Source organism: Sporichthyaceae bacterium (assembly GCA_036493475.1).
Taxonomy (GTDB): domain Bacteria; phylum Actinomycetota; class Actinomycetes; order Sporichthyales; family Sporichthyaceae; genus DASQPJ01.
Genome location: DASXPS010000101.1, coordinates 1 through 21996, shown reverse-complemented (window position 1 = coordinate 21996; position 21996 = coordinate 1). Strand labels below are relative to the sequence as shown.

Below are 21996 nucleotides of genomic sequence, written 5' to 3'. Positions count from 1 at the left end.
CAGGTAGCGCGCGCCGACCTCCTCGGTGCCGATCACGCTGGGGCGGTCCGGGTTGGACAGGTCGACCAGGTTCAACGTGGTCGACGATCCGGCCGGCGAGACGACCAGCGCCCGGTCGCCCTCGAGCAGCAACTCGGTTGGCTTGACGCTGCCCAGGTCCAGCGTGCCGCGCGGGCGCGGCTTCATCCCGGACACGTCGACGACCTGCAGCGCATGCTCGACGACGGTGATCATCAGTTTGCCGTCGGTCTTGGCCAGATCGGCCTCGTCCACCCCGGCCTCCTGCACGTTGGTGCCGGTCGGGCCGGTGCCCACGGCGTCGTCGGCGCTGCTGCGCTCTGTCGACACCGTGGACTTCGCGGGCGCGGCCGGCTCCTGCGCTGCGGCGCCATTGGAATACGTCTGCGCAGCCGGAGCCGCCGCCTTCGCGGCCGCAACGGGTGCAGGCGCTGCGGCCGCCGCGGGCGCCGCGGCCGCAGGGGCCCCAGCGGCAGCCTCCCCGTGGTCCTCCATCGGCATCGGAATCGGCATCGGCGCCGGACCGGCCGGCGCAGTGCCATAACCGGTGTAGTCGGATCCAGTCCGGTTGAACCCGTACGGCCCGACCCGGGGCAGCGCCAGCGCGCGCATGCCCGCGGCGAAGGCCGCGCAGTCGTCGTACGCAGGCAGGTCCGTCGCGGCCTGCGCCTTGGTCGAGTCGAACGGGTTCAACAGCACCGCCGCGGTCAACACGCCCGCGGTGCCCAGCGCGATACCGGCGAGGGGGAGCGGTCGACGCAAACGCGAGAGCCGGGGAGAAGCGGACATGGGGGACCACCTCGGGACGTCAACGGGACAGCGCCTCGCTGCCCTCTGGAAGAAGGACGGCGCCGGCGAACGAAACGTTCACCGGCGCCGAAAAGAGATTTCTAGGGCGTGCTCAACGAACCGGGTGCTGCTCCGGCGCCACCCGCACCGACCCCTGCTGCTTCAGCCCGTCCGGGTTCAGCAGCACCACCGAGGTGTCGGTGATGGCGGCCAACTGATTACCCACCGGGATCACCCGCAGAATCGAGGAATCCCCGATGAACTCACCGGCCCGGTGCAGGGTGCCATTGGCGTCGACGAGAATGCCGATCGCGGCCGGCACGTTGATCTCGCCGACGAAGCCCTGGCCGGATCCGTCGGCCGCCATGCACTGCGCGTTCGGTGGGCAGGACACCTTCTTGTTGATCCAGGCGGGCACCACGGCCAACCGACGCGACGTCAGATAGGTGAATGCGCGGGAGTCGCTCTCCACGCTGGTCCAGCCCTGACCCAGGTCGAGCACGTCGGTGCGGGTCGGGTGCGCGGGGTCGGCGATGTTGAACTGCTGCGCCTGCAGTCCGGTGATGTGGCCCTGGTCGTCCGCGGAGTGCCCGATGCCCAACAGGCCACCGTTCCCGGTCGGGTGCAGGTAGGCGGAGAACCCCGGTGTCTTCAGCTCACCGCGCAGCTTCGGATGCGCCGGGTCGGACAGGTCCACCAGGTACAGCGGGTCGGTCTGACGGAACGTCACCACCGCGGCCAGGTCGCCGAACCAGCGGACCGCGCGGATGGTCTCACCCTGGCCCAGTCCGGAGAGCACGGACACCCACCGCAGCCCATTGGGTCGTTCGGCGAGCACCACAATGCTGCTCTGACTGGTCTGGCCGTCCTGCTGCGCCCACGGCTGGCCGGTGGTGGTGGCCACCCGCAGGTAGCCGTCCTGCTCGGAGAACGCCCAACGGCCCAACAGATAGCCGGGCACCGCGCCGGATCCCACATAGCGAGATACCGTGCGCCCGGTCACGTCGAACGCATGGATCGCGGTTCGACGCTCGTCCGGTTGCGCGGGCCGGGTGCCCGCAGCCGGGACCGGGCGCACGGCGGTTTCTGGATGTGCCTGCCAACCGCCCTCGGTGGTGGCCACGTACAGCCGATTCGCCGAGGCGTAAACGAGTTCGCCATTGCCCACCACGCCGGTACCGGTGGCGCGGGTGAACTGGGCGTCGCCCGTGGTGCTGTCCAGGGTGAGCACCGAAATGATGCCCAGACCGGACGGGGAATCCGGCCGGCGCACGTCGGTGCAGCCGAGCAACGGTCCGTCGGAAAGCACGTGACCGGCCGCGTCCATAATCTGACGGGCCGGCAGGAAGTCGTTGGCCCTGGCTGCGCGCACCGCCGCCTGGTTGCGGGCGGTCGCGGTGGCCTCGGGCTCGTTGGGCTGCGGCCGGCCGAACGCGATGCGCGGCTGGCTGCCCAGCACCACCCGCACGCTGCCGTCGTGCAGTCGGGCAGAGATGTAGTGGCCGGTGACCTTCTCGGTGCGCTGCACGGTGGGTTTGCCGGAGACGTCGACCAGGGTCAGCACCAGTTGCTCGCTGCCCTGTGGGTAGGGCCGCACGATGTACTTGCGGGCCGGACCGTCCTCCGTCGGCACGGGTTGTGGCTGCACCTGCGACCACGCGCTACTGATCACCAGGGCGCGGTGGCCGGGCAGCACCAGCATCTCGCTGGGGGAGGAGCCGTCGAAGCCCAGCGACCCGAGCAGCTTCGGCTTCGCCCCCGAGGTGTCGACCACGTTGAGCTTGCCGCCGGTCAGGGTGAGCACCCGGTCCCCGTCGACCTTGGCCACATCGGGCTCGTCGACGTCGCGTTCCTGCAGGTTGGTGCCGGTGGCGCCGTTACCGGCCGCATCGTTGGGTCCGGCGGTCTTGGCCTGCGGGGCATCGTTCACCATCGGGGCAGGCTTGTCGTATAGCACCGGGCCGCCGCCGCCACCGAAGCCATAGGCGCCGACCTCGGGCTCGGCAACCGAACGCATGTAGTTGGTGAACTCGCGGCAGTCCTTGAAGTTGTGTAGGTCCACGTTGTCCGTGGTGGCCGCGTGGGCCGGGAGGACGGGGACGGTCAGGGAAGCGGCGAGCGCAAGCATGCCGACGGCAACCCGACTCCCCCGACCGGGCGCCGTCGCCCCCCTGATTGCGCTCACCGCCGTCCTCTGACCCGCCATCCCCTCCCTGGCGGGTTCGACCTTGGACTCGCAAGGGCCGGATCTGTCGCTGGAAAAGTTTCCGGACATAGCCGTACCTTCCGTCGGTTCCACGGTCGATGTCTGCTTCGACGCGGTTCGTCGGTGTCCGGTTCCGCCCAGTTGCGTGGATTCGGGAAAATTTTCCGATTGGTTCAGCGCAGCGCCACCCGGTAGATGTGGTCGTCGCCGTTCTTCACGATCCCGCGGCCGTCGGTGTTGTCGGTCATCAGCCACAGCGACTGCCCGTCCGGTGCCACTGCCACCGTGCGCAGCCGGCCGTAGCTGCTGGTGAACCAGGCCTTGGGCGCACCGGGCGTGGTGCCGTTCATCGGGATCTCCCACAGCCGGGTGCCCTTGAGCGCGGTCATCCACACCGAGCCGTCCAGGTAGGCGATGCCGCTGGGGGAGGCCACGTCGGTGTGCCAGGCGTACAGCGGGTCGGTGTAGCCACGGGCCGTCCCGCCGAAGCCCTCGACGTCCGGCCAGCCGTAGTTGGCGCCCGGCTTGATCAGGTTGAGCTCGTCCCAGGCGTGCCAGCCGAACTCGGAGGCGAACATGTTCCCGGCGCTGTCCCAGGCGAAGCCCTGCACGTTGCGGTGCCCGTAGGTCCAGACCGGCGAGCCCGGGAAGGGGTTGTCCGAGGGCACGCCGCCGTCCGGCTTCAGCCGCAGGATCTTGCCGTTGAGCGACTTCTTGTCCTGCGCGTGCCCGGTGTCGGTGGCGTCCCCGACGCCGGCGTAGAGCATGCCGTCCGGGCCGAAGGCGATGCGCCCACCGTCGTGAAACTCGGCCTTGGCGAGGCCGCTGAGCAGCACCGTCGGCGCCCCCAGCCCGGCCGAGCGGTATGTCATCCGGACGATCCGGTTGTCCTCGGCGGTGGTCTCGTACGCGTACAGGAAATGGGTGGTGTCGAAGTCCGGCGCCACCGCGATGCCGAGCAGGCCGCCCTCGGTGTCGTGCACCACGTCGGGCACCACCCCGACCTCGGTGCGTACCCCGCGGGCGTCGAGATGCCACACCGTTCCGTCGTCGCGTTGCGAGACCAGCGCGGATCCGTCGGGCAGGAAGGCCAGGCCCCACGGCGAGGCGAGTCCACTGGTGACCTCGGCCACCACATGCAAGGAGTGCGGCCCGCCGGTCGGGGTGGCGGTGGCCGAGGCGCTCGAGGTGGCCGGGGGCGGGGGAACGGCGGCCGGCTGTCCCGAGCAGCCGGCCAGCAGAACCAGAGCCAGGGCAGAGCCCAGCGCGCGCCGCAAGATCATTCCGTCACCAATCTATGGAACGTTCTGTCTCGGATTGCGGATGGTGACGGTTGCTGACTTGACATCGGCGGCCACCATCGGCGACGGTTCCGTCATGTGCTCCACCTGGACCGTAGTACTTCGCGAGCGTGCTGCCTGACGCCCGCGTCGGTCTGCACGCCACCCCTCGCTCGGCCCGGTAGGGCGCGAGGGGTTTTTTGTGTTCACGCGCCACACGAGAGAAGAGAACCCGATGCCTGAGCCAACCGACACCCCGACGATCACCGGCGCACAGTCGCTCATCCGGTCGCTCGAGGCTGCCGGCGTCGAGATCATCTTCGGTATCCCCGGCGGCGCGATCCTGCCCGCGTACGACCCGCTGTTCGACAGCAAGCAGATTCGCCACGTCCTGGTCCGTCACGAGCAGGGCGCCGGCCACGCCGCGCAGGGCTACGCGATGGCCACCGGTCGGGTCGGGGTGTGCATGGCCACCTCCGGGCCGGGCGCGACCAACCTGGTCACCGCCATCGCCGACGCCCAAATGGACTCGGTGCCGATCGTCGCGATCACCGGTCAGGTGCCCAGCAGCGCGATCGGTTCCGACGCCTTCCAGGAGGCGGACATCCGCGGCATCACGATGCCGATCACCAAGCACAACTACCTGATCACCAATGCGGACGAGATCCCGCGGGCGATCGCCGAGGCCTTCCACATCGCCGGCACCGGGCGCCCCGGTCCGGTGCTGGTGGATATTTCCAAGGACGCGCTGCAGGCCCGCACCACGTTCACCTGGCCCACCTCGCTGGATCTGCCCGGCTACCGTCCGGTGACCCGGCCGCACGCCAAGCAGGTGCGCGAGGCCGCCAAGCTGATCGTGTCCTCGACCAAGCCGGTGCTCTACGTGGGCGGTGGCGTGATCAAGGCGCAGGCGGCCGCGGAACTGCGGGTGCTGGCCGAACTCACCGGCATCCCGGTGGTCACCACACTGATGGCCCGCGGTGCCTTCCCGGACAGCCACGACCTGCACATGGGCATGCCCGGCATGCACGGCACGGTGGCCGCGGTCGGCGCGCTGCAGAAATCGGACCTGCTGATCTGCCTCGGCGCCCGGTTCGACGACCGGGTCACCGGCAAACTGTCCACGTTCGCGCCGGAGGCCAGGGTCATCCACGCGGACATCGACCCCGCCGAGATCGGCAAGAACCGCGCCACCGACGTGCCGATCGTCGGCGACTGCCGCGAGGTCATCGCCGACCTCATCGTCGCGCTGCAGGCCGAGCACGAGGCCGGCCACCGCGGCGACTACGCCGCGTGGTTGGACCAGATGCGGGACATGCGGGCCCGCTATCCGCTGGGCTACGACCATCCCGAGGACGGCTCGCTGTCCCCGCAGTACGTCACCGAGCGCCTCGGCGAGATCGCCGGCCCGGACGCGATCTACGTGGCCGGCGTCGGCCAGCACCAGATGTGGGCCGCGCAGTTCGTGAAGTACGAGAAGCCGGGCACCTGGCTGAACTCCGGTGGCCTGGGCACCATGGGCTACTCGGTACCCGCCGCGATGGGCGCCAAGGCCGGTCGGCCGGACACGGTGGTCTGGGCGGTGGACGGCGACGGCTGCTTCCAGATGACCAACCAAGAACTGGCCACCTGCGCCATCAACAACATCCCGATCAAGGTGGCCGTCATCAACAACGGCAACCTGGGCATGGTCCGCCAGTGGCAGACGCTGTTCTACGAGGGTCGGTACTCCAACACCGATCTGCAGTCCAAGCGGATCCCGGACTTCGTGAAGCTGGCCGACGCCTACGGCTGCGTGGGTCTGCGCTGCGAGAAGGCCGAGGACGTTGACGCGACCATCCGCAAGGCCATGGAGATCAACGACATGCCGGTGGTCATCGACTTCGTGGTGCACGCCGACGCGATGGTCTGGCCCATGGTCGCGGCCGGCACCAGCAACGACGAAATCCTGTACGCCCGCGGGCTGGCCCCGGTCTGGGACCGTTCCGAGGAGGAGAACGACTGATGACTGTCCACACTTTGTCGGTGCTGGTGGAGAACAAGCCCGGTGTGTTGGCCCGGATCTCGAGCCTGTTCGCGCGGCGCGGGTTCAACATCGACTCACTCGCGGTGGGCCCGACCGAGCACCCGGAGATCTCCCGGATGACGATCGCGGTCAACGTCGAGTCCTCGCCGTTGGAGCAGGTGACCAAACAGCTGAACAAGCTGGTCAACGTCATCAAGATCGTCGAGCTGGAGCCGACCGCCGCCGTGCAGCGTGAACTGCTGCTGGTCAAGGTCCGCGCGGACACCGAGAACCGCTCGCACGTGCTGGAGACCGTCCAGCTGTTCCGGGCCAAGGTCATCGACGTGTCCACCGACTCGGTGACCGTCGAGGCCACCGGGAGCGCGGACAAGCTGAGCGCGCTGCTGCGCATGCTGGAGCCCTTCGGGGTCAAGGAGCTCGTCCAGTCGGGCATGGTCGCCATCGGTCGCGGCCCCCGCTCCATCACCGACCGTTCCCTACGCCCCGTCGAACGCAGCGCCTGATCCCCCCGTAGCGTGCGTCCAGGCGGACGCATTTCATGAAGGAGAGAGCCCCCGTGGCAGCAGAGATGTTCTACGACGAGCACGCCGACCTCTCGGTGGTCCAGGGCCGCAAGGTCGCGGTGCTCGGCTACGGCAGTCAGGGGCACGCGCACGCGCTGTCGCTGCGTGACTCCGGGGTGGACGTGCGCGTCGGCCTGCCGGAGGAGTCCAAGAGCCGGGCCAAGGCCGAGGAGGAGGGCCTGCGGGTGGTCACGCCCGAGCAGGCCTGCGCCGAGGCCGACGTGATCATGATCCTGACGCCGGACCCGGTGCAGCGGAAGGTGTGGGCCGAGGCGGTCGCGCCGAACCTGAACGACGGCGACGCGGTGTTCTTCGGCCACGGGCTGAACATCCGCTTCGATCTGATCAAGCCGCCGGCCAACGTGGATGTGTGCATGGTGGCCCCGAAGGGCCCCGGCCACCTGGTGCGCCGTCAGTTCGTCGAGGGCAAGGGCGTGCCGTGCATCATCGCGGTCGAGCAGGACGCCACCGGCAAGGCCTGGGACCTGGTGAAGTCCTACGCCAAGGGCATCGGCGGCACCCGCGCGGGCGTCATCAAGACCACGTTCACCGAGGAGGCCGAGACCGATCTGTTCGGTGAGCAGGTCGTGCTCTGCGGTGGCCTCTCGCACCTGATCATGGCCGGCTTCGAGACGCTGATCCAGGCGGGCTACCAGCCCGAGGTCGCGTACTTCGAGTGCCTGCACGAGGTGAAGCTGATCGTCGACCTGATGTACGAGGGAGGCATCTCCAAGATGCGCTGGTCGATCTCGGAGACCGCGGAGTGGGGCGACTACGTCTCCGGCCCGCGGATCGTGACCAACGAGACCAAGGCCGAGATGAAGCGCATCCTCGCCGAGATCCAGGACGGCACGTTCGCCAACCGCTGGATCGAGGAGTACGACGCCGGCCTGCCCAACTACAAGAAGTACGTCGAGGAGGGCCACAACCACCCGATCGAGAAGACCGGCGCCAAGCTGCGCCCGTTGATGAGCTGGATCGAGGGCTAAGTCTGCGACGGTCTTTCCTTGGGGCGGCGTGTGTAGTAGCACACGCCGCCCCACGCCGTGTTCCACGGTGGTTACACTGGACCCACTCCCGGGCACAGTGTTGTGTTCCTTTTTTGCCTGCCCACCGCTAAGGAACTCCTGTGACCAAGCCTGTGGTGCTCATCGCCGAGGAACTTTCACCTGCCACCCTCGACGCCCTCGGGCCGGATTTCGAGATCCGCCACTGCGACGGCGCGGACCGCGCGGCGCTGCTGCCCGCGATCGCCGATGCGGACGCGATCCTGATCCGCTCCGCCACCCAGATCGACGCCGAGGCGCTCGCCACCGCGCGGAAGCTCAAGGTGGTCGCCCGGGCCGGCGTCGGCCTGGACAACGTCGACGTCTCCGCGGCCACCAAGGCCGGGGTCATGGTGGTCAACGCCCCCACCTCCAACATCACCAGCGCCGCGGAGCTGGCCATCGCGCTGCTGTTGGCCAGCGCCCGTCACGTGTCCCAGGCGCACGCCTCGCTGCGCGCCGGGGGATGGAAGCGGTCGAAGTACACCGGCGTCGAGGTGGCCGAGAAAACCATCGGTGTGGTCGGTTTGGGCCGCATCGGCGCGCTGGTCGCGCAGCGCCTGGCCGCCTTCGACGTGACCCTGCTGGCCTACGACCCGTACGTGTCCGCCGCCCGCGCCACCCAGCTCGGTGTGCGGCTCGTCGCGCTGGACGAACTGTTGCGCGAGTCGGACTTCATCACCGTGCACCTGCCCAAGACCCCGGAGACCGTGGGTCTGATCGGCGAGGAAGCGCTGCGCACCGTCAAGCCGACCGTGCACATCATCAACGCCGCCCGCGGCGGGATCGTCGACGAGGCCGCGCTGTACGCCGCGCTCAAGGAGGGCCGGGTGGCCGGCGCCGGCCTGGACGTCTACGCCAAGGAGCCGTGCACCGACTCCCCGCTGTTCGAGCTGGACAACGTGGTCGCGCTGCCGCACCTGGGGGCGAGCACCGATGAGGCGCAGGAGAAGGCCGGTGTCTCGGTTGCCAAGTCGGTACGCCTGGCGCTGGCCGGCGAGCTGGTGCCGGACGCGGTCAACGTGCAGGGCGGGGTCATCGCCGAGGACGTGCGGCCGGGCCTGCCGCTGGCGGAGAACCTGGGTCGCATCTTCACCGCGCTGGCCGGTGGGGTCGCGCAGCGCCTGGACGTCGAGGTGCGCGGCGAGATCGCCCGCCACGACGTGAAGGTGATGGAGCTGGCCACCCTCAAGGGCGTGTTCACCGACATCGCCGAGGAGTCGACCGTCTCCTACGTCAACGCCCCGCTGTTCGCCCAGGAACGCGGCGTCGAGGTGCACCTGACCACCAGCGCGGACAGCCCTCGCTACCGGAACCTGATCACCGTGCGCGGAACCCTGGCCACCGGCGAGATCGTCTCGGTGTCCGGGACGCTGTCCGGTGCGCGGCGGATGGTGGAAAAGATCGTCGAGGTGGACGGCTACGAGGTCGACGTCGAGTTGGCCGCGCACCTGGCCTTCTTCCGGTACACCGACCGGCCGGGGATCATCGGCACCGTCGGGCAGATCCTCGGCACCGCCGGGGTGAACGTGGCCGGCATGCAGGTGGCCCGCGACGAGAAGGGCGGCCAGGCACTGATCGCCCTCACCGTGGACTCCGCAATCTCGGCGGAAAACCTGCAGGAGATCGCCGAGGCCATCGACGCCGATTGGGCGCGCAGCGCGAACATCTCCTGACCGCGACGTTCTCACCTGGTGAGACGCTGGGGCCACAGAATGAGACGACGATTACGCTGGCGGGATGGACAGTCTCCGCCTGGCAGTGATCGCCGGTGACGGCATCGGGCCCGAGGTCGTGGCCGAGGGCCTGAAGGTGCTCGACGCCGCCCTCGGTTCCGAGGTGAAGGTCGACGCGCAGCACTACGACCTGGGGGCGCGCCGCTGGCACGCCACCGGCGAGACGCTGCCGGACTCGGTGCTCGCGGAGTTGCGCGGGCACGACGCGATCCTGCTCGGCGCGGTGGGCGACCCCGGCGTGCCCTCCGGCGTGCTGGAGCGCGGGCTGCTGCTCAAGCTGCGCTTCGCCCTCGACCACCACGTGAACCTGCGCCCGGCCAAGCTGTACCCGGGCGTCGCCTCGCCGCTGGCCGGTAACAAGAACATCGATTTCGTGGTGGTCCGCGAGGGCACCGAGGGTCCGTACGTCGGCAACGGCGGCTCGATGCGCACCGGCACCCCGCACGAGGTGGCCACCGAGGTCAGCCTGAACACCGCCTACGGCATCGAGCGGGTGGTGCGCGACGCGTTCGGCCGCGCGCAGGCCCGGCCGCGGAAGAAACTGACGCTGGTTCACAAGAACAACGTGCTGGTGCACGCGGGCCACCTGTGGACCCGCACCCTGGCCAAGGTCGCGCCGGAGTTCCCCGACGTCAGCACCGACTACCTGCACGTGGACGCCGCGACCATCTTCATGGTCAGCGACCCGGAGCGGTTCGACGTGATCGTCACCGACAACCTGTTCGGCGACATCCTCACCGACCTCGCCGCCGCGATCACCGGCGGCATCGGCCTGGCGGCCAGCGGCAACCTCGACGTCAGCCGCACCAACCCGTCCATGTTCGAGCCGGTGCACGGCTCGGCCCCGGACATCGCCGGACAGGCCAAGGCCGATCCAACCGCCACCGTGCTCTCCGTCGCGCTGATGCTCGAGCACCTCGGGCAGACCGCTGCGGCGGGCAAGGTGCTGGCCGCCGTGGAAGCGGACCTGGCCGCCCGCGGCTCGGCCGCGCGCAGCACGCACCAGATCGGCGACGCCATCGCGGCCCGAGTAGCCGGCTGACCACCCAGCCCCCTACTCGAACCTCCGCAAAGGAGTCACTGTGACCACCACGTCCAGCAAGGAATCGACCGCTACCGTTTCCGGCATGACGTTCGCCGTGCACCGCAATCCCTCGCCGGCCACCGATGAGCGCCGGGCGGAGATCCTCGCCGACCCGGGCTTCGGCAAGTTCTTCACCGACCACATGGCCGCGATCACGTGGACGCCCGACAGCGGCTGGCACGACGCGCACCTGCGGGCCTACGGCCCGATCGCGATGGATCCGGCCAGTGCGGTGTTGCACTACGCCCAGTCAATCTTCGAAGGTCTGAAGGCCTACCGGCACGGCGACGGCAGCATCCACACGTTCCGCCCGGAGAGCAACGCGGTCCGCTTCCAGCGCTCCGCCCGCCGGCTTGCGCTACCCGAGCTGCCCGCCGAGTTGTTCGTCGAGGCCATCGACCAGTTAGTCACGCTCGACGCGGCCTGGGTGCCCGGCAAGGCCGAGCAGAGCCTGTACATCCGACCGCTGATGTTCGCCTCTGAGGTGTTCCTCGGCGTCAAGCCCGCCTCCCACGTCACCTTCCTGGTGATGGCCTCGCCGGCCGGCGCGTACTTCAAACCCTCGGCTACCGCCTCGGGCGGCGGCGGCCTGAAGCCGGTGCGCATCTGGCTGTCCGAGGAGTTCACCCGCGCCGCTCCCGGCGGGACCGGCGCGGCCAAGTGCGCAGGCAACTACGCGGCCAGTCTGATCGCGCAGCAGGAGGCCATCGCCAACGGCTGTGACCAGGTGGTGTTCCTGGACGCGGTGGAGCAGCGCTGGGTCGAGGAACTCGGCGGCATGAACCTGTACTTCGTGCACGCGGACGGCTCCATCAAGACCCCGACGCTGACCGGTTCGATCCTCGAGGGCGTCACCCGAGACTCGATCATGGCGCTGGCCGCCGACCTCGGTCACCGCGTCGAGGAGGCCCGGATTTCCATCGACGACTGGCGTGCTGGTGTGACTTCCGGCGCCATCACCGAGGTGTTCGCCTGCGGCACCGCCGCGGTGGTCACCCCGGTCGGCTCGCTGCACTGGCGCGGGGGCGACGTGGCCATGCCCGGCGACCCGCCCGGCCCGGTCACCACCGTCATCCGCAGCACGTTGCTGGAGATCCAGCACGGCCACGCCCCCGACAAACACCGCTGGCTGCACAACGTCTGCTGAACGCGCCCACGGGGCGTTGCTATAGAACGCTATATTTCATTGGGATTGCTATATGCGCTATACATTGCTCATGGCGCAGCGGTCTCCGAATCCGTATCGGCCGGGTTTCAACCAGCCGCCGAGTGAACTCGCCGGGCGCGAAGAAGTATTGTCCGCTGCCCGTGAGGCGCTCGATGTCGCCGTCTTGGACGGCCGTACTCCGCGTCCGCTGTTGCTGGTCGGCACCCGTGGAGTCGGCAAGACGGTGCTGCTGGGGGAGATCGCCGCCACGGCGGCTGCGTTGCACAGTTGGCCGAGCGCGGCGGTGGAGGTGCGACCCGGCGGTCGCTTCGTCGACCGCCTCGCCGGCCGTTTGGCGGCGACCACCGCATTGTTCGAGCAATCCAAGCCGGGGCGGCGGTTTCGGGTCACCTCGGCGACGTTGCGCGCGGGTGCGGTGGGCCTGGGTGCGGAGGTCAACCTCAGTGCCGAACCGCCTACCGCCGCACTGTCCTTGGAGGCCGCCCTGACGGCGACGTGCGCTGCGGCCGAGGCGCGCAGCAGTGGTTTGGTGGTTGCCGTCGATGAGCTTCAACTCGCCGACCGGGGCGAACTGGCTGAGTTCACCGCCACTTTGCAGGAGCACGTGGTGGATGGCTGGCCCCTCGTCGTGGTGGCCGCGGGTCTGCCCTCTCTGCGGGAGCCCCGACGCTCCGTCACTTATCTCGAACGCGGCGAATGGCACGAACTCGGGTTGCTGGACGGCGCGGCCACCCTGCGTGCGCTGACGGCTCCCGCGTCATCGGCGGGTCGCCCCTTCGAGGAGGCCGCGGCGCATCTGCTGGTGCAGGCCTCCGGTGGCTACCCGTACGCCATCCAGGTTCTCGGACACCACGCCTGGCGGGCATCCACGGGCAGTGCTCGCATTGGTCTGGCGGACGCGCAGCGGGCGGTTGCCGCGGCCGAAGCCGATCTCGCTGCCGGGCTCTATGCCGCGCGCTGGTCTGACGCGTCGGCGACCGAGCGGACGTACCTCTCGGCATTGGCCCGGCTGGTGATCGACGGTGCTCCACATACCGGCGCGGACGTGGCCGCCGCCCTCGACCGCAAACCGCAGGCCGTCAGCTATCTGCGGGATCGGCTGCTCAAGAAGGGCACGATCTTCGCCGAGGGCCGCAACCTGCACTTCGTAGTGCCGGGCCTGGCGCAGTGGGTGCTGGAGAGCGGAGGCGTTTGGGAAAATGCGGGGCCTGTGTCACACTGACCACGTGGCACAGACCCTGATTATTGGATAAGCGCACCGGCGGAGCTCGACTCCGGTGCGCCAACCTCTCGCCGTCCGGCGGGGGGTTTTTTGTTTGTCCAGCACAGCGAACGGGAGAACCGCGATGAGCACGACGGCTTTCACCACGCCGGCTGTCGATGACGCCTTCCACGTCTACGACACCACGCTGCGTGACGGAGCCCAGGGCGAGGGCATGGCGCTCACGGTGGCGGACAAGCTCGCGATTGCCCGGCACCTGGACGACCTGGGCGTCGGGTTCATCGAGGGTGGCTGGCCGGGCGCGCTGCCCAAGGACACCGAGTTCTTCGCCCGTGCGCAGAACGAGCTGAAGCTGCGCAACTCGGTGCTGGCGGCATTCGGCGCCACCCGGAAGGCGGACGGAAAAGCGGCTGACGACCCACAGGTCGCGGCGCTTCGTGACTCCGGTGCCGGCACGATCTGCCTGGTTGCCAAAAGCCACGACCGGCACGTCTTCCGGGCGCTGCGGACCACGCTGGAGGAAAACCTCGCGATGATCCGCGACACGGTGAGCCATCTACGTGCCGAGGGTCATCGGGTGTTCCTCGACGCGGAGCACTTCTTCGACGGGTACGCGGCCAACCCGAACTACGCCCTCGAGGTCGTGCGCACCGCCGCCGAAGCCGGGGCCGATGTGGTCGTGCTCTGCGACACCAATGGTGGGCAACTGCCCAGCCGGCTGGTGGACGCCGTGGGCGAGGTATTGGCTCGCTCCGGGGCCCGGCTGGGCATCCACTGCCACGACGACGCGGGCTGCGCGGTGGCCAACACCATCGCCGCGGTCGAGGCCGGCGTCACCCACGTGCAGGGCGTCATGAACGGGTACGGGGAGCGGTCCGGCAACGCGAACCTGGCCACCGTGGTGGCCAACCTCGAACTCAAGATGGACCGCCTGGTGCTGCCCGAGGGCAACCTCGGGGAGCTGCGCCGGGTCGCGCACGCCATCGCCGAAGTGGCCAACCAGACCCCCCGCCACCAGGCCCCATACGTGGGGGAGAGCGCGTTCGCGCACAAGGCGGGTCTGCACGCCTCGGCGATCAAGGTCGATCCCGATCTGTACCAGCACACCGACCCGTCCCGGGTGGGCAACGACATGCGCATGCTGGTCTCCGAGATGGCCGGGCGGGCCAGCGTGGAGCTCAAGGGCCGCGAGCTGGGCCACGACCTGTCGGTGAACTCCGAAGCCCTGGGCCGGGTGGTGGAACGGGTCAAGGACCTGGAGGCCCGCGGATACTCCTTCGAGGCCGCCGACGCCAGCTTCGACCTGCTGGTGCGCGAAGAGCTGGATCCCGGCGCGGAGCGCACCTTCGAGTTGGAGTCGTGGCGGGTCATCGTGGACCGCGACAGCGCGGGCACGGTGCGCACCGAGGCCACCGTCAAGGTGCATGCCGGCGGCCGGCGGATCGTGGCCACCGGGGAGGGCAATGGTCCGGTGAACGCCCTGGACACCGCGCTGCGCCAGGCGTTGGAGCAGGTCTATCCGGACCTGGCCCACCTGGAACTGCTGGACTACAAGGTGCGCATCATCGAGGGCTCACACGGCACCGGCGCGGTGGTCCGGGTGCTGGTGGAGACCACCGACGGGGACCACGACTGGGACACCGTCGGCGTCCACGAGAACATCATCGAGGCCTCCTGGCAGGCCCTCGCCGACGCCGTCACCTACGGGCTGCTGCGGCAATGACAGAATGCGGCACGCCGCAGAAGTAGTCAGGAGCAGCGCATGGGCAACTGGATCGACGTCTACGACGACGAGGAACTGTGGGACGGCGACATCGCCGGCGTCTCGGCGGGCAACGAGAAAATCCTGCTCGTGCGCAGCGAGGAGAAACTGCACGCGTTCAAGGATTCCTGCCCGCACAAGGCCACCCCGCTGTCCGACGGTGATCTCGAGGATGGCGTGCTGACCTGCAACGTTCATCTGTGGGAGTTCGACGTCGCCAGCGGTGACAGCATCAACCCGTGCGGGGAGAAGCTGGAAAGTTTCCCCTGCCGGGTCAACGGCGGGCGCATCGAGGTCGAACTGACCGGCTGACCTTCAGTCGGCCACCGACACCAGCGCGAGGGTGCGCAGCGACGCGATGGTGTGCGAGAACAGACCCTTCACCACCAGCTTGTGCGTGGCGATCTGGCCCAGCACCTTGCCGCCGCGCTTGGTGAAGAAGCCCACCGGCAACAGACCGCCGGCCTTCATCTTCAGCTGCGACACATCCAGGATCTGGTCCACGGTGGCGTGCACGGCCACGCTCGGGTCCCCGACGATGCCGTTGTAGATGACCACGCCCTCCGGACCGAATTCCAGCGTGGCCTCGGTGTTGGTGTCGGTGGAGATGACTGCCACGGGACGCTTCATTCGCCTGGCCACCTTCACCAATTTGGGCTTGTTGGTGAAGTTCTGCATCAGCAGCATGTTCAGGATGTTGGCGACGCCATTGGCCTCGTCGCCGTCATGGCACGAGACGGAATAGGTGGCGTCGGACATTCTCAGATATCCCAATCCGTGTCGACCTGGCCGAGGGTGAGCAGGAAGTTGTTGAAGGCGCCGACGTTCTGGATGGCGAGTTGCATGCCCTCGGCGATCCGCAACTTGCCGCCCATGAGCAGCTTGGCGCCCTCGGTTTCGCCCTCGGCGGCCTCACGGAAGTGCTCAAGCCGTGCCACCAGGGCGAAGTCGAACGGACCGTCACCGTGAATCGGCTGGGTGGTCCACTCGGTGAGGTTGCCCTCCTCGAACGTGAGGTAGGTCTTGATTTCGGGATGGTCGATCAGACCGAGGTACATCGTGTGGCTGAAGTTGACCGGATCCTTGAAGCCCTTGTAGACGGCGTCGTTGTTGTTGATGGCGTCGCGGGCCGCCTCGCACCACTCGTCCGAGAAGAATGTCAGTGCCATGTGCCGAATCTCATCATGGCGCGGCGGCCGGTGCCCGCCCGGGTAGCGTGGGTGTGTGCGCATCGCCACCTGGAACGTGAACTCACTCAAGCAACGGATGCCCAGATTCCTGCCCTGGTTGGACGAACGGGCGCCGGACGTGGTCTGCCTGCAGGAGACCAAGCTGGATGACGCAGCCCTCGCCGACCTTCTCCAGGAAGAGGCGGCGGCGCGCGGCTACGCGATCGCCGCGCACGGACAGAGCCAGTGGAACGGGGTCGCCCTGCTCTCCCGGGTCGGGCTGGAGGACGTGGTGACCGGGCTGCCCGGCGGACCCGGATTCCCCCACCAGGAGGCCCGAGCGGTGTCCGCGGTCTGCGCCGGGCTGCGCATCTGGTCGGTGTACGTACCCAACGGTCGCGAGCCGGACTCCGATCACTACCGCTACAAGCTCGCCTGGTACTCCGCGTTGCGCGGGCAGGTCGCGACCGAGTCGCGCGACGTGTTGGTGTGCGGCGACATGAACGTCGCGCCGGCCGACGCCGATGTTTTCGACCCGGCCGCCTACGTCGGGCACACCCATGTGACCCCGCCGGAACGGGCCGCCCTGGACGCCCTCGGGCTGCGCGACGTGGTCCGCGAGCGGTGGGGAAAGGAGCAGGTGTTCAGCTATTGGGACTACCGGGCGGGCATGTTCCACCAGAACCTCGGCATGCGCATCGACCTGGTGCTGACCAGCGGGCCGGTGGCCGACCGGGTGCAGGCGGCGTGGGTGGACCGCAAGGCCCGCAAGGGCACCGGGCCCTCGGATCACGCGCCGGTGATCGTGGATCTGGACACCGCACCGGACGGTGACATCGGCCCGATGGTCCCGCCGCCCTCGGCGGGCGCGCCGAAGCGGGGCAAGAAGTTGCCGCAGGGTCCGGGTAAGGGCGCTAGCTGAGCTCGGTCACCGGATCAACCGGGGTGCGGATCGGCGAACGTGCCTCGACGGCCTCCGCGGCGTCGAGGCAGAGCGAGTCGGCGAACCGGGCGCCGGTGAGCAGCACGCCGATGGGCAGGCCGGTCTCGGAGTCCCGCGCCGCCGGTACGCACGCCGAGGGCAGGCCCAGCAGGTTCGCCGGGGTGACCGGCCGCAGCATCTCCATGAACGCCGCGGTGCCCTCCGGGGTGACGTCGAAGCCGTGCTCGAAGGGCAGTTGCGACCAGGTGGGCGAGAGCACCAGCGGGAACTCGGCAAGGAAGACCGACCAGGCACGGGCGACTCGGTGCCGGGCCTGAAACAGCTTGGACCACGCATCGCCGTCGAGCGCCGGGATGGCGGCGAAGGTTTGGTTCATGATCGCGAACCCGTCCGCGCCCATGATCGCCTCAAGTTCCGCGCGGATCGAGCGGAGGTCGCCGAGCAACAGTTGCGCCCACAGCGCCGCCGCTTCCTCGTAGTTGGGCGGGGTCATCTCCTCCACCTGGTAGCCCGCGTCAGCCAGGAAGGCCGCGGCGGCGCGCACCGCGTCGGCCACCACTGGGTCGGTACTCCCGCCGGGTGGTTCGGCGACGACCGCGACCCGACGCGGAACCGCGGGCGTGCTCAACGGGACGTCGACCGACCATGGATCGCGCGGGTGGTGCCCGTTCAGCAGGCCCAGCGCGGCGCGCACGTCGGCGACTGTGCGCGCCATCGGGCCGTTCACCGCCATCAGTTGGGAGGCGATCAGCGCGTCCTCCATCGGGACCAGACCCGCGTCGGGGACCCGCCCCGCCGACGGCCGGATCGAGGCGATGCCGCAAGCACTGGCCGGATTGCGCAGCGAGCCGCCGATGTCGTTGCCGAGCCCCAGCGCGGACATCCCGGTGGCCAGCGAGGCGGCCTCCCCGCCGCTGGATCCGGCCGCGGTGCGATCTGGGTGCCAGGGGTTGCGGGTCAGCCCGTGCAGGCTGCTGTCGGTGGAGATGCGCAGGCCCATGTCCGGCATGTTGGTGCGCCCGATCGGGATCGCCCCGGCGGCGCGCATCCGCTCCACCACCGGGGCGTCAACCGGTACCACCGCATCGGCCAGCGACGGCACCCCGTGCGTAGTGGGCAGCCCGGCCATGTCGATGTTTTCCTTCACCGTCAGCGGCACCCCGGCCAGTGGGCCCGGACGTTCCCCGGCGGCCAGCCGCGCGTCCAGCGCGGCGGCCTCGCCGAGGGCGGAGTCGGTCAGCACCCGGACGATCGCGTTGCACCACGGATTGACCGCCTCGATGCGGGTGAGGTGCGCCTTCACCACCTCGACGGCGGTCAGCTCGCGGGCCGCGACAGCGGCGGCCAACTGAAGGGCTGTCAGATGCGTGAGTTCCATGGGGCCACTCCCGGAACCGGCGATCGATCGTCGCTCAATCTATCCAGGGGGAGGTGGTTGCAGATGTCCAGCAGCCGAGCGCGCAGCGCAGCGGCCCGTTCGGCGAACTCGCGCTGGGTCGCGACGTAGCTCGCTCGACCGTCCTCGGTCTCGATTCGGACGGGGGAGACACCCAGGTCGCGTAGGTCGTAGGGACTGGCGCGCATGTCCAGCTCGCGGATGTCGCGCGCGAGTTCGAAGCAGTGGCCGACCAACTCCGACGGGATCAGCGGCGTAAGTTTGTAGGCGACCTTGTAGAGGTCCATGTTGGTGTGCAGACAACCGCCCTGCTCGTGCTCGGGCATTGCCGCGCGGGTCAGCTGCAGCATGTTGCGTGGGGCGGCCGCGGGAGTGAAGAAGCGGAACGCGTCGTAGTGGGTGCAGCGCAGCGGCGCCGTCTCGACGACGTCGGCCAGCTCGTCCGGCGACAGGCGCAGCGGCCAGGACTCGTGCCGGATGTGCGCGGTCCGGTAGACCATCGCCCACTCGTGCAGCCCGAAACAGCCGAACAACGGCCGCCGCGCGGCGGTCACCCGCAGCAGGTCGGACAGGTACTTGATCGACTCGGCCCGCCGGGCGAGCACCCGGGCCAGGTCCACCTCGACGCCCGCGTCGCCCACCCGGTAGTCGGCCCAGTCCCGCTGCGGCGCGTCCCCGGCCAGGGCCACCCCGACGCCCGGGTGCCAACGGCGCAACTGCGCAGGGCGGTGAGAGTAATAGGTGAACAGGAAGTCATGGACCGGGTGCTGCTCACCGCGGCGCGCGCGGTCCAGGTGCGGGGTGACCCACGCATCCACCCGCTCATGGTGTGCGGCCTGACGATCCCGCCAGGTCGCCTCCTCGAGCACCACGTTCACCCTCCGAGGCTATGACTTAGTGTCGGCGAGTGCGCATCGCGAGGTTCACCGTGGAGGGCCGGCAGGCGTTCGGCGTGGTCGAGGGCGAGGCGGGCGCCGAGGTGCTCGCGCTCGTCGAGGGCGACCCGCTGTACACCCCGCTGCGTCCGACCGGTGAACATATGCCGCTGAGCGAGGTCAAACTGCTCAGCCCGGTGATCCCGCGCAGCAAGGTGATCGGGGTCGGTCGCAACTACGCCGACCATGCCGCCGAACTTGGTAACGAGGTGCCCGCCGAGCCGCTGATCTTCCTCAAGCCGAACACCGCGGTGATCTCACCCGGCGACCCGATCCGCTACCCACGTCAGTCCATCGAGGTGCACTTCGAGGGTGAGCTGGCGGTGGTCATCGGCCGATTGTGCAGCGAGGTGCCGGTCGACCGGGTGGACGAGGTGATCTTCGGTTACACGGTGGCCAACGACGTCACCGCGCGCGACCTGCAGCGCAACGACCCGCAGTGGACGCGCGCCAAGGGCTTCGACACGTTCTGCCCGCTCGGTCCGTGGATCGTCACCGACCTCGACGTGCGTGACCTGGCCATCACCACCGAACTCAACGGCGAACTAAAGCAGGCCGCACGCACGGCGGCCATGGTGCACCCGGTGCCGTCCCTGGTCGCCTTCATCTCCGCGGTGATGACGCTGCTGCCCGGCGACGTCATCCTCACCGGCACCCCGGCCGGGGTGGGGCCGATGAAGCCGGGCGACGAGGTGTCGGTGTCCGTGGAGGGCATCGGGACGCTGACCAATCCGGTCCTGGCGCGATAGGGGTGGGGACCGTGACCGAACCGTCCGGGGTGCGGGTGCGCTTCGCCCCCTCGCCCAGCGGTGACCTGCACCTGGGCAACATCCGTACTGCGCTCTACGACTGGGCCTACGCGCGGCACACCGGCGGCACGTTCGTGTTCCGCATCGAGGACACCGATCAGGCCCGGGTCACCGACGAGTACATCGCCGCCGCGGTGCAGTCCATGCGCTGGTTGGGCCTGGACTGGGACGAGGGTCCCGAGGTCGGCGGACCACACGGGCCGTACCGGCAGAGCGAACGGCTGGCGCTCTACCAGGAGTGGGCGCAGCGCTTCCTGGACTCCGGCCACGCCTATCTCTGCTACGAGAGCCCGGCCGAGGCCGAGGCCCGGGTGGCCCGGCAGAAGGCCGCCAAACAACCGCCGGACTACGACGGGCACAGCCGAAATCTGACCGCCGATCAACGCGCCGCGTACGAGGCCGAGGGCCGCAAGCCGGTGGTGCGTTTCCGGATGCCCGAAGGCACCACCACCTTCCACGACCTGATCCGCGGCGAGGTCAGCTTCGAGAACCACCTGGTGCCGGACTTCGTGCTGATGCGCGCCGACGGCTCACCGCTGTATCCCCTCGCGGTCGCCGTCGACGACGTGCTGATGAGGATCACCCATGTGGTGCGCGGGGAGGATTTGCTGTCCTCCACCCCGCGGCAGCTCGCGGTGTACCGCGCGATGGGACTGACCGAGGACCAGTTCCCGGTCTTCGCGCACCTGCCGTTCGTCATGGGCCAGGACAACAGCAAACTGTCCAAGCGCCACGGCGCGGTGACGATCGGTCAGTTCCGGGCCGACGGCTATCTGCCCGAGGCCATGTGCAACTACCTGGCGCTGCTCGGCTGGTCACTCGGTGACGGCGACCGCGAGGAGTTCGACCTGGTGGAGATGGCCCGCGAGTTCACCCTGGAACGGGTCAACCGCAACCCGGCTCGCTTCGACCCCAAGAAGCTGGACTCGATCAACGGGGCGTGGATTCGGCGCCTCGGCCTCGACGACTTCGCCGGTCGGTTGGTGCCGTTCCTGCAGCGCGCCGGACTGGTGGCCGATCCGCCCACCGAGGATCAGCTGCGGTTGGTGACCAGCGGCGCGCCATTGGTCCGGGAGCGCATGGTGCGGTTGTCCGAGGTGGTCGGCATGTTGGGCTTCCTGTTCACCGAAGAGATCACCATCGAACCCGATGCCGCGGCCGGCCTGGACGAGAATGCTCAGGCCGTGTTGGAGGCCTCGGTCAAGGCGCTCGAGCAGCTCGAGGGGTTCGCCACCGCGGACATCGAGGCGGCGTTGCGTGCGGCACTGATCGACGGGCTCGGCCTCAAACCCAAGCACGCCTTCGGCGCGTTGCGCATCGCGCTGACCGGTCGCCGGGTCTCCCCGCCGTTGTTCGAGTCGATGGAACTGCTCGGTCGGGAGCGTTCGCTGGCGCGTTTGCGCAGGTATGCCGCCGAGGTGGGCTGAGTCACTCCCGTCGGTTTTTCAAGCCGCGCCCGCGTTCGGTACCATCGTCCGTCGGCGCGGTCCTTCCGGTCCGTGCCGTACGCCCTTGGGGTATGGGGTAATTGGCAGCCCGGCTGATTCTGGTTCAGCTAGTCTAGGTTCGAGTCCTGGTACCCCAGCGCTCCACCGCACGTTGTATTACCTGGCCCCGTTGTGTAGTGGCCTAGCACGCCGCCCTCTCAAGGCGGTAGCGCGGGTTCGAATCCCGTCGGGGCTACAGGTCCCGGGGGTCCCCTGCTCGTCGCCTGCGGCGACTCGCAGGGGACCTTCCGCGTTTTTTGCGGCGCGCAAGCGCGCCGCGAGCGGGGGCTGCGCCACCCGCACCCCCGGGCGGTGGCTCGCTTCGCTCGCACCACCCGCACCCCCCGGGCGGTGGCT

The 21996-nt window shown here is 69.1% G+C and carries 19 protein-coding genes and 2 tRNA genes; 14 read left to right on the top strand and 7 right to left on the bottom strand.

Going from position 1 to position 21996, the window contains the following annotated elements; all coding sequences use genetic code 11:
• From VGJ14_10890 to VGJ14_10880, 3 genes are all read right to left on the bottom strand, one after another.
• A partial coding sequence (locus VGJ14_10890; protein HEY2832919.1) for a beta-propeller domain-containing protein occupies window positions 1-807 on the bottom strand: 807 nt, incomplete at its 3' end.
• 112 nt (window positions 808-919) lie between these two features.
• Complete coding sequence (locus VGJ14_10885) at window positions 920-2935, bottom strand: beta-propeller domain-containing protein (protein HEY2832918.1); 2016 nt, start codon at window positions 2933-2935, stop codon at window positions 920-922.
• A 251-nt stretch (window positions 2936-3186) separates the two neighbouring features.
• Entirely contained in the window at window positions 3187-4296 is a 1110-nt protein-coding gene (locus VGJ14_10880; protein ID HEY2832917.1) for a PQQ-dependent sugar dehydrogenase, read from the bottom strand.
• Between the two features lie 232 nt (window positions 4297-4528).
• Here VGJ14_10880 and VGJ14_10875 point away from each other — a divergent pair, with 232 nt between their 5' ends.
• The 9 genes from VGJ14_10875 (at window position 4529) to VGJ14_10835 (ending at window position 15212) form a co-directional block, all read left to right on the top strand.
• Window positions 4529-6298, top strand: coding sequence for an acetolactate synthase large subunit (locus VGJ14_10875; protein HEY2832916.1), 1770 nt, complete (start codon window positions 4529-4531; stop codon window positions 6296-6298).
• Window positions 6298-6822, top strand: coding sequence for an acetolactate synthase small subunit (gene ilvN / locus VGJ14_10870; GenBank protein ID HEY2832915.1), 525 nt, complete (start codon window positions 6298-6300; stop codon window positions 6820-6822). Before VGJ14_10875 ends, ilvN begins: the two co-directional genes overlap by 1 nt.
• Window positions 6823-6875: 53 nt before the next feature.
• Window positions 6876-7871, top strand: a complete 996-nt coding sequence (gene ilvC / locus VGJ14_10865; protein ID HEY2832914.1) for a ketol-acid reductoisomerase — start codon at window positions 6876-6878, stop codon at window positions 7869-7871.
• A 140-nt stretch (window positions 7872-8011) separates the two neighbouring features.
• A complete protein-coding gene (gene serA, locus VGJ14_10860; protein ID HEY2832913.1) occupies window positions 8012-9604 on the top strand; it encodes a phosphoglycerate dehydrogenase in 1593 nt (530 codons plus the stop codon).
• Window positions 9605-9668: 64 nt separating this feature from the next.
• The gene (locus VGJ14_10855; GenBank protein ID HEY2832912.1) at window positions 9669-10706 is read left to right on the top strand and encodes a 3-isopropylmalate dehydrogenase; all 1038 of its coding nucleotides are present in this window, start codon (window positions 9669-9671) and stop codon (window positions 10704-10706) included.
• Window positions 10707-10746: 40 nt separating this feature from the next.
• Window positions 10747-11895, top strand: a complete 1149-nt coding sequence (locus VGJ14_10850; protein ID HEY2832911.1) for a branched-chain amino acid aminotransferase — start codon at window positions 10747-10749, stop codon at window positions 11893-11895.
• Between the two features lie 70 nt (window positions 11896-11965).
• Window positions 11966-13138 carry an ATP-binding protein gene (locus VGJ14_10845; protein ID HEY2832910.1) on the top strand — a complete coding sequence of 391 codons (1173 nt, stop codon included), beginning with the start codon at window positions 11966-11968 and terminating at the stop codon, window positions 13136-13138.
• A 124-nt stretch (window positions 13139-13262) separates the two neighbouring features.
• Complete coding sequence (gene cimA, locus VGJ14_10840; GenBank protein HEY2832909.1) at window positions 13263-14861, top strand: citramalate synthase; 1599 nt, start codon at window positions 13263-13265, stop codon at window positions 14859-14861.
• Window positions 14862-14900: 39 nt separating this feature from the next.
• Window positions 14901-15212 carry a Rieske 2Fe-2S domain-containing protein gene (locus VGJ14_10835; protein ID HEY2832908.1) on the top strand — a complete coding sequence of 104 codons (312 nt, stop codon included), beginning with the start codon at window positions 14901-14903 and terminating at the stop codon, window positions 15210-15212.
• A 3-nt stretch (window positions 15213-15215) separates the two neighbouring features.
• On the opposite strand, the gene VGJ14_10830 is transcribed toward VGJ14_10835, so the two are convergent.
• Both VGJ14_10830 and VGJ14_10825 read right to left on the bottom strand, forming a co-directional pair.
• A complete protein-coding gene (locus VGJ14_10830) occupies window positions 15216-15659 on the bottom strand; it encodes a hypothetical protein (GenBank protein HEY2832907.1) in 444 nt (147 codons plus the stop codon).
• A gap of 2 nt (window positions 15660-15661) precedes the next feature.
• The gene (locus VGJ14_10825; GenBank protein HEY2832906.1) at window positions 15662-16069 is read right to left on the bottom strand and encodes an SCP2 sterol-binding domain-containing protein; all 408 of its coding nucleotides are present in this window, start codon (window positions 16067-16069) and stop codon (window positions 15662-15664) included.
• Between the two features lie 55 nt (window positions 16070-16124).
• Here VGJ14_10825 and VGJ14_10820 point away from each other — a divergent pair, with 55 nt between their 5' ends.
• Window positions 16125-16991, top strand: a complete 867-nt coding sequence (locus VGJ14_10820) for an exodeoxyribonuclease III (GenBank protein ID HEY2832905.1) — start codon at window positions 16125-16127, stop codon at window positions 16989-16991.
• Here VGJ14_10820 and VGJ14_10815 read toward each other — a convergent pair.
• Together VGJ14_10815 and VGJ14_10810 are read right to left on the bottom strand one after the other, a co-directional pair.
• The gene (locus VGJ14_10815; protein HEY2832904.1) at window positions 16984-18390 is read right to left on the bottom strand and encodes an amidase; all 1407 of its coding nucleotides are present in this window, start codon (window positions 18388-18390) and stop codon (window positions 16984-16986) included. The two genes, VGJ14_10820 and VGJ14_10815, sit on opposite strands and share 8 nt — an antisense overlap.
• Entirely contained in the window at window positions 18372-19286 is a 915-nt protein-coding gene (locus tag VGJ14_10810; GenBank protein HEY2832903.1) for a 3-methyladenine DNA glycosylase, read from the bottom strand. Before VGJ14_10810 ends, VGJ14_10815 begins: the two co-directional genes overlap by 19 nt.
• Window positions 19287-19315: 29 nt before the next feature.
• Here VGJ14_10810 and VGJ14_10805 point away from each other — a divergent pair, with 29 nt between their 5' ends.
• From VGJ14_10805 to VGJ14_10790, 4 genes are all read left to right on the top strand, one after another.
• Window positions 19316-20092: a fumarylacetoacetate hydrolase family protein gene (locus VGJ14_10805; GenBank protein ID HEY2832902.1), complete on the top strand. Its 777-nt coding sequence runs from the start codon at window positions 19316-19318 to the stop codon at window positions 20090-20092.
• Between the two features lie 11 nt (window positions 20093-20103).
• Window positions 20104-21579, top strand: coding sequence for a glutamate--tRNA ligase (gene gltX, locus VGJ14_10800; GenBank protein ID HEY2832901.1), 1476 nt, complete (start codon window positions 20104-20106; stop codon window positions 21577-21579).
• Window positions 21580-21665: 86 nt separating this feature from the next.
• Window positions 21666-21737: transfer RNA gene (locus VGJ14_10795), tRNA-Gln, on the top strand.
• Between the two features lie 25 nt (window positions 21738-21762).
• A tRNA-Glu gene (locus VGJ14_10790) sits at window positions 21763-21835 on the top strand.
• Window positions 21836-21996 lie beyond the last annotated feature (161 nt).

Coding starts and splice junctions, on each gene's coding strand:
- VGJ14_10885 (HEY2832918.1), bottom strand. CDS start 2,935: ATGCTTGCGCTCGCCGCTTCCCTGACCGTCCCCGTCCTCCCGGCCCAC.
- VGJ14_10880 (HEY2832917.1), bottom strand. CDS start 4,296: ATGATCTTGCGGCGCGCGCTGGGCTCTGCCCTGGCTCTGGTTCTGCTG.
- VGJ14_10875 (HEY2832916.1), top strand. CDS start 4,529: ATGCCTGAGCCAACCGACACCCCGACGATCACCGGCGCACAGTCGCTC.
- ilvN (HEY2832915.1), top strand. CDS start 6,298: ATGACTGTCCACACTTTGTCGGTGCTGGTGGAGAACAAGCCCGGTGTG.
- VGJ14_10855 (HEY2832912.1), top strand. CDS start 9,669: ATGGACAGTCTCCGCCTGGCAGTGATCGCCGGTGACGGCATCGGGCCC.
- VGJ14_10845 (HEY2832910.1), top strand. CDS start 11,966: ATGGCGCAGCGGTCTCCGAATCCGTATCGGCCGGGTTTCAACCAGCCG.
- cimA (HEY2832909.1), top strand. CDS start 13,263: ATGAGCACGACGGCTTTCACCACGCCGGCTGTCGATGACGCCTTCCAC.
- VGJ14_10835 (HEY2832908.1), top strand. CDS start 14,901: ATGGGCAACTGGATCGACGTCTACGACGACGAGGAACTGTGGGACGGC.
- VGJ14_10830 (HEY2832907.1), bottom strand. CDS start 15,659: ATGTCCGACGCCACCTATTCCGTCTCGTGCCATGACGGCGACGAGGCC.
- VGJ14_10825 (HEY2832906.1), bottom strand. CDS start 16,069: ATGGCACTGACATTCTTCTCGGACGAGTGGTGCGAGGCGGCCCGCGAC.
- VGJ14_10815 (HEY2832904.1), bottom strand. CDS start 18,390: ATGGAACTCACGCATCTGACAGCCCTTCAGTTGGCCGCCGCTGTCGCG.